Source organism: Lactobacillus ultunensis DSM 16047, from assembly GCF_001436305.1.
Lineage (GTDB): Bacteria > Bacillota > Bacilli > Lactobacillales > Lactobacillaceae > Lactobacillus > Lactobacillus ultunensis.
Window position 1 is genome coordinate 1 of the sequence record NZ_AZFO01000068.1, and the last position, 3,050, is coordinate 3,050.

Genomic DNA, 3,050 nt, shown 5'->3' on the forward strand with positions numbered 1-3,050 from the left:
TAACTAGCACCACGCGTATTATAATTAAAGTAAAGAAAAAGGAGACGTAATGTCTCCTTAACACCCCGCTTTAAGAGCGGTGGAAAGTTATATTATTGTGGACACGTCACTCAATAACTCTGCCAAAAGTTGCAATTGAGCGGCGTTTTTATTTTTTGTGGTCGATGTATGTCAGTAGAGCTAACAGGAACATCCCGAACAAAAAAATGCTCACAATATTGTGAACCTTTTTGTTGTTAGACATGATAAAATTGAACAAAAAATTATAGCATAAATTGCTTCACTAACTTTCAAGTAAGGGATGATGGAAATGACGAAAAAGCAACAAAGAAATGCAGCCTGGATAATAGCAATTATTTCTGTTGCAATAGCTGTTTTCTTTATTTTTCGCAATGGAGTTCAATATTTAAAGAATAGCTATGGCATAGTTTTAATCATCTTTACGATGCTTCCAGTGTTAGCTGCCATCTTGCTAACTGCTAAAGTCAGTTTGTTTCGCTGGATTAGAAATATTAATACTGTAGGACTGTACTTCGTTTTTTTAGTCGGGATAGGTCTCAGTTATGAAGAACAAAGTTGGATTGGCTTGCTCTTTGCTATCATCGTATTAATTGCTTTTATCCTGTTAGGGATGCTGGTTGCGCTGATTCGTACGCTTCGTTCTTGCAAGAAAGGCAAATATTACTTTACTGAAGAAGAGCATAATAAAAAGACTGAATATGATAGCTTTGGTCCAGCTTATAAAAAATACTTGTCCAGTACGATAGAAGAAGGTATTTTAGAAGCCATTCTAATGATCCCGTTTTAGATAAAAAGTTAAGAAAAAGCAAAATTAGCACTCTTTTATAAAAAGTGCTAATTTTTTCTTGCTTTTTTTAATAAAACAGGTTATTATCATATTTGTAAGTTAGCACTTGATAAATAAGAGTGCTAATCACTAATAAATGATTTCAAATTCTTAAAGAAGAAAATAAGTTATAAGGGGGACTAAACGTGTTACAACCAATCGGTGATCGCGTGATCGTTAAAGTTAAAGAAGAAGAAGAAAAGACAGTTGGCGGCATTGTTTTAGCATCAAATGCTAAGAAGAAGCCAATTGAAGGTGAAGTTGTAGCTGTTGGTGATGGTGCTTACGCATCAAACGGTGAAAAGATTCCTATGGCCGTTAAGAAAGGCGACGTAGTTATTTACGATAGATACTCTGGCACCAACGTTGAATACGAAGGCCAAAAGTACTTAGTCCTTCACGAAAAAGACATTTTAGCAATTGAAAAGTAATTAAAGGAGCGGTTTTAGAATATGGCAAAAGATATTAAATTCTCAGAAAATGCAAGACGTTCCCTTTTAAAGGGTGTTGATAAGTTAGCTGATACTGTTAAGACTACTATTGGTCCTAAGGGTAGAAACGTTGTTTTGGAACAAAGCTACGGCAACCCTGACATTACTAACGATGGTGTTACTATTGCTAAGTCAATTGAGTTAAAAGACCACTACGAAAACATGGGTGCTAAGTTAGTTGCTGAAGCTGCTCAAAAGACCAACGATATTGCTGGTGACGGTACTACTACTGCAACTGTTTTGACTCAAGCTATTACCCGTGAAGGTATGAAGAACGTTACTGCTGGTGCTAACCCTGTAGGTATTCGTCGCGGTATTGAAAAGGCTACTAAAGCTGCCGTTGATGAATTACACAAGATCAGCCACCAAGTTGAATCAAAGGAACAAATTGCTAACGTTGCTTCTGTTTCATCATCATCAAAAGAAGTTGGTAATTTAATTGCTGACGCTATGGAAAAGGTTGGTCATGATGGTGTTATCACTATTGAAGATTCACGTGGTATCAACACTGAACTTTCAGTAGTTGAAGGTATGCAATTCGATCGTGGTTACTTATCACAATACATGGTAACTGACAACGATAAGATGGAAGCAGATCTTGATAATCCTTACATTTTGATTACTGATAAAAAGATCTCAAACATCCAAGACATCTTGCCATTGCTTCAAGAAATTGTTCAACAAGGTAAGGCTTTGTTAATCATCGCTGATGATGTTTCTGGTGAAGCTCTTCCAACACTTGTTTTGAACAAGATCCGTGGTACCTTCAATGTTGTTGCTGTTAAGGCTCCTGGCTTTGGTGACCGTCGTAAGGCTCAATTACAAGATATTGCTGCTTTGACTGGTGGTACTGTAATCAGCAGTGACTTAGGCCTTGAATTGAAGGACACTAAGATTGATCAATTAGGTCAAGCTCGTCGTGTAACTGTAACCAAGGATTCAACTACTATTGTTGATGGTGCTGGTTCAAAGGACGCTATCCAAGAACGTGAAGATTCAATCAGAAAGCAAATTGAAGAATCAACTTCAGACTTTGACAAGAAGAAGTTACAAGAACGTCTTGCTAAGTTAACTGGTGGTGTAGCTGTTATCCACGTAGGTGCTGCTACTGAAACTGAATTGAAGGAACGTCGTTACAGAATTGAAGACGCTTTGAACTCAACTCGTGCCGCTGTTGACGAAGGTTATGTTGCTGGTGGTGGTACAGCCTTAGTAAACGTTGAAAAGGCTGTTAAGGACCTTAAGGGTGAAACCCCAGATGAACAAACTGGTATCAACATTGTTTTAAGAGCACTTTCAGCACCAGTTCGTCAAATTGCTGAAAACGCTGGTAAAGATGGTTCAGTAATTTTGAACAAGCTTGAACACCAAGAAAATGAAGTTGGTTACAACGCTGCTACTGACAAGTGGGAAAACATGGTTGATGCAGGTATCATTGACCCAACTAAGGTAACTAGAACTGCTTTGCAAAACGCTGCTTCAATTGCTGCATTACTTTTGACTACTGAAGCCGTTGTTGCAGAAATTCCTGAACCAAAGCCAGCTGCTCCACAAGGCGGTGCAGGTGCCGGCGCTCCAGGAATGGGAATGTAATTGTATCTCTTAACGCTTTAGCGTTTAGAGATACAATTCTTGATCATGAAATGATCAAGTTCCTTATTAAAAATAAAACTTCTTATTACAAGAATAAGAACTCTCACTCTAGCTCAAAT

Annotated in this window: 4 protein-coding genes; 3 read left to right on the plus strand and 1 reads right to left on the minus strand. The window is 37.9% G+C overall.

The window, feature by feature from the left end; translation table 11 throughout:
* Positions 1-148 precede the first annotated feature (148 nt).
* Complete coding sequence (locus FC57_RS11520) at positions 149-244, minus strand: putative holin-like toxin (protein ID WP_222859509.1); 96 nt, start codon at positions 242-244, stop codon at positions 149-151.
* Between the two features lie 66 nt (positions 245-310).
* On the opposite strand from FC57_RS11520, the gene FC57_RS10300 reads away from it, so the two are divergent.
* From FC57_RS10300 to groL, 3 genes are all read left to right on the plus strand, one after another.
* Positions 311-808 (plus strand): hypothetical protein, encoded by a 498-nt coding sequence (locus FC57_RS10300; protein ID WP_148449494.1) that lies wholly within the window; start codon positions 311-313, stop codon positions 806-808.
* A gap of 185 nt (positions 809-993) precedes the next feature.
* Complete coding sequence (gene groES, locus FC57_RS10305) at positions 994-1,278, plus strand: co-chaperone GroES (RefSeq protein WP_007126899.1); 285 nt, start codon at positions 994-996, stop codon at positions 1,276-1,278.
* Between the two features lie 21 nt (positions 1,279-1,299).
* Positions 1,300-2,931 carry a chaperonin GroEL gene (gene groL, locus FC57_RS10310; protein ID WP_007126900.1) on the plus strand — a complete coding sequence of 544 codons (1,632 nt, stop codon included), beginning with the start codon at positions 1,300-1,302 and terminating at the stop codon, positions 2,929-2,931.
* Positions 2,932-3,050: the final 119 nt, after the last annotated feature.